A 3995-nucleotide genomic window follows, 5' to 3' on the forward strand; every position below is an offset into this window, starting at 1 on the left:
TAATCGCCCGTGTCACGTGCGGCGTGAATTCGGGTTTGTGCTTGCCACGCAGACGGCGTGCGACTTCGCTGGCCACACGACCGAGGACCTTGCCCTTGCGCSKCGTAGTCCGCGCGCGGCTCCTCGATGACCGCGGCCAGGCCGGCCTGCTCGGCTTCCTGGGCGTCGGCGTCGGTGCTCGCGACGATGCCGGCGGGCAGGATGCTGACTTCATAGTCGCGCAGCGCCGCGCCCGTGTGCGAGGCCGGGTTGTCCATCAGGTCGCGCGGGGTGCCCACGCCCACGACCTCGCCGCCCGCGTCGCCGCCCTCGGGCCCCAGGTCGATCAGCCAGTCGGCCGCGCGGATCACGTCCAGGTTGTGCTCGATGACGAGCAGCGTATGGCCGGCGGCCAGCAGCTTGCGGAAGGCGCGCATGAGCCGCGCCACGTCGTCGAAGTGCAGGCCCGTGGTGGGTTCGTCGAACAGGAACAGGCTGCCCTTCTTGGCGACCTTGGCCGTGGAGATGCCGCTGCGCGCGGCCTCGGCCAGGTGGCCGGCGAGCTTGAGCCGCTGCGCCTCGCCGCCCGAAAGCGTGGGCACGGGCTGGCCCAGCCGCACGTATTCCAGCCCCACGTCCGCCAGCGGCGCGAGCCCGGTCTGCACGTCGCGCAGACCCTTGAAGAAGTCCAGCGCCTCGCTCACCGTCATTTCGAGCACTTCGTCGATGGAGGCGCTCTTGCCCAGGTGCTCCACGCGCACCTCCAGCACCTCGGGCCGGAAGCGCTTGCCGTCGCAATCGGGGCAGCGCAGGTACACGTCGGAAAGAAACTGCATTTCCACGTGCTCGAAGCCGGTGCCGCCGCAGGTGGGGCAGCGGCCGTCGCCGCCGTTGAAGCTGAACGTGCCCGCCGTGTAGCCGCGCTCGCGCGCCAGCGGCGCCTGGGCGAACAGTTTGCGGATGGCGTCGAAGGCGCCCACGTAGCTGGCCGGGTTGGACCGCGTGGTCTTGCCGATGGGCGTCTGGTCCACCATGACCACGTCGGCGATCTGCTCGGCGCCCAGCAGGCGCTCGAACGGCCCGGGCGCTTCGGACGGCTTGCCCTTCTGCTTGAGCAGGGCGGGATACAGCACGTCCTGCACCAGCGTGGACTTGCCGGAACCGGACACGCCCGTCACGCAGACCAGCCGGCCCAGGGGCAGTTCGATGGAAACGTTCTTGAGGTTGTGGGCGCTCACGCCTTCCAGCACCAGGCGCGGGGTATTGCCGGCCACGGGCATGGGACGCGGCGCCTCCACGCGCTGCCGCCCGCCCAGGTAGTCGCCGGTGAGCGTGGCGGCGTTGCGCAGTTGCGCGGGCGTGCCGTCGAAGACAATGCGGCCGCCGCGCTCGCCGGGGCCCGGGCCGATGTCGATGATGCGGTCGGCCGCCACCATGACCTGCGGATCGTGTTCCACCACCACCAGCGTGTTGCCGGCGTTGCGCAGCCGGTGCATGACTTCCACCACGCGGTGCATGTCGCGCGGGTGCAGGCCGATGGAAGGCTCGTCGAGCACGAAAAGGGTGTTCACCAGCGAGGTGCCCAGCGCCGTGGTCAGGTTGATGCGCTGCACCTCGCCGCCGGACAGCGTGCGGCTCTGGCGGTCCAGCGTGAGATAGCCCAGGCCCACGTCGCAGAGGAACTTCAGCCGCGCGCGCACCTCGGTCATGAGGAGATCGGTGGCCGCGTCCAGCGCGCCGGTGAAGCGCAGCCGGTCGAAGAAGGCGCGCACCCGTTCGATGGGCAGCAGCATGACGTCGTGGATGGACAGGCCGTCCAGGTTGTCGAGCTGTTCGCGGCTCCATGCGGCGTGCACCGGCATGAAGCGCTTGTAGCGCCCGTCGTCCGGCGGCAGCACGGCGTCGGCTTCCGCCTTGTCGCCCAGCCGCCAGAGCAGGGCGTCGGGCTTGAGGCGGGCGCCGTTGCAGGCGGGGCAGGGCGTGTAGCTGCGGTATTTGGACAGCAGCACCCGCACGTGCATCTTGTACGCCTTGGTTTCGAGCCAGTCGAAGAAGCGCTGCACGCCGTACCACTGGTGTTTCCAGGCGTCGCTTCCGCCCTTCCAGTCGGGCGTGCCGTACAGCACCCAGCGCTTCTGCTCGTCGGTGAGGTGCTTCCAGGGCACGCCGAGCGGAATGCCGGCGCGCGGCGCGTACTTCTGCAGCTCGTCCTGGCATTCCTTGTAAGAGGGCGTCTGCCAGGGCTTGATGGCGCCCTCGAGCAGGGTCTTGTTCTCGTCCGGGATTACCAGGCCGAAGTCGATGCCGATCACGCGGCCGAAGCCGCGGCACGATTCACAGGCGCCCAGCGGCGAGTTGAAGGAGAAGCTGCTGGGCAGCGGGTCGGTGTATTCGATGTCGCAATCGGCGCAGTGCAGCCGGTCGCTGAAACGCCAGACCTGAGCGTCGCCGCCGTCCTCGCCCATGACGCGCACGGCCAGGTGGCCCGCGCCCATGCGCAGCGCGGTGTCCAGCGCCTCCATGACGCGTTCGCGCTCGGCGCCGGCGAAACGGAAGCGGTCCTGCACCACGTGCAGGATGCGGCGCTCCTCGCCGCCGCCCGACGCGCCCCTGGCCTTGCTCTTCTTGCCCGGCTTGCCGGCGGCGGGGCCGGGCGCGGCGGTTTCCTCGGCATGCACGCGCGTGTAGCCCTGCTGCTCCAGGAAGCCGCGCACTTCGTCTTCGGTGAAGTTGGCGGGCACCGCGATGGGGAAGGTGATGACCAGGCGCGGATCGCCCACGGCGGCGGCGCGCCCGGCCAGCGCGTGGAAAATGGAATCCGGCGTGTCGCGGCGCACCAGCCGGCCGCAGCCCCGGCAATAGAGCCGGGCGCCGCGCGCAAACAGCAGCTTGAGGTGGTCGTTCAGCTCGGTCATGGTGCCGACCGTGCTGCGCGAACTGCGCACCGGATTGGTCTGGTCGATGGCGATGGCCGGCAGGATGCCTTCGATGCGGTCGACCTGGGGCTTGTCCATGCGGTCCAGGAACTGGCGCGCATAGGGCGAGAAGGTTTCCACGTAGCGGCGCTGGCCTTCGGCGTACAGGGTGTCGAAGGCCAGCGAACTCTTGCCGGATCCCGACACGCCGGTTACCACCACGAGTTCACCGGTGGCGAGGGTAAGGTCCAGGTTCTTGAGATTGTTCTGGCGGGCGCCAACGATGCGGATTTCGGAGCTCATGGACGGTATCGTAGCCTGAGGATGGGACATGCCCCGCGCCAGGGCGGGCCCCTGGCGGCGTAGAGCGGCCTTGTGGAATAATCGCCTATATCGTGGTCAACTGTCCGTATTGTGGACAATTTCCATTGAGTAAGCTGTACAAATAAACAGTATCGCAGATTCGTCCGAAAAGCGGGTCAATTCCCTGGCGTCAATGCGGAATCCCGCGCTTCAAATAAACGGAGACACATCCTGGTCCGAAACCCCGCAGGCGGACATGGCGGCACGGCGTCACGCGGTGGACAATCTGGTGTGAACCGGCCGCCGCCGGAACGCTTGCGAGGATTTCCATGACTGCTGCCCCTTCCCCCCTGGCCTCCCGGATGTCCGCCCTGCTGGCGGCGCGGGTGGTGCCGGTGCTGCGCTATACCGACGCCGCCGCCGCGGCCTATGCCGCCGAAGTCGCCGTGACGGCGGGCTGCCCGGCGCTGGAACTCACCTGGACCATCCCCGGCGTGACGGATCTGCTGCGCGCCTTGCGCGACAAGCACGGTCCGCAATTGCTGCTGGGCGTGGGCACGGTGCTCGACGAGGCGCAGGCCCGCGAGGCGCTGGTGGCCGGCGCYGMTCACCGACAACAACGAGTGCAACGGCCCGCTGATGCTGGTGCCGGGATCGCACCGCCAGTTCATTTCCTGCGTGGGCGAAACGCCCAATGAGCATTACAAGCAGTCGCTCAAGAAGCAGGAATACGGCGTGCCCGATCCCGTGAGCCTGCAACTGCTGGTCGAGCAGGGCGGCATCCGTTCCATGACGGCC

1 protein-coding gene and 3 pseudogenes are annotated in these 3995 nt (G+C 68.6%); 2 read left to right on the top strand and 2 right to left on the bottom strand.

The features are described from left to right. Together AD428_RS29890 and uvrA are read right to left on the bottom strand one after the other, a co-directional pair. The coding region (locus tag AD428_RS29890; RefSeq protein ID WP_369798826.1) for an uL13 family ribosomal protein at positions 1-214 on the bottom strand (214 nt) is incomplete at its 3' end. Positions 215-317: 103 nt separating this feature from the next. Continuing rightward, positions 318-3227, bottom strand: a pseudogene (gene uvrA, locus AD428_RS23750) (excinuclease ABC subunit UvrA); the annotation flags it as partial. A 299-nt stretch (positions 3228-3526) separates the two neighbouring features. Here uvrA and AD428_RS23755 point away from each other — a divergent pair. Continuing rightward, positions 3527-3799: pseudogene (locus AD428_RS23755) on the top strand (bifunctional 4-hydroxy-2-oxoglutarate aldolase/2-dehydro-3-deoxy-phosphogluconate aldolase); the annotation flags it as partial. A gap of 7 nt (positions 3800-3806) precedes the next feature. Next, positions 3807-3995: pseudogene (locus tag AD428_RS25835) on the top strand (ectoine hydroxylase); the annotation flags it as partial.

The organism is Achromobacter sp. DMS1 (assembly GCF_001270295.1).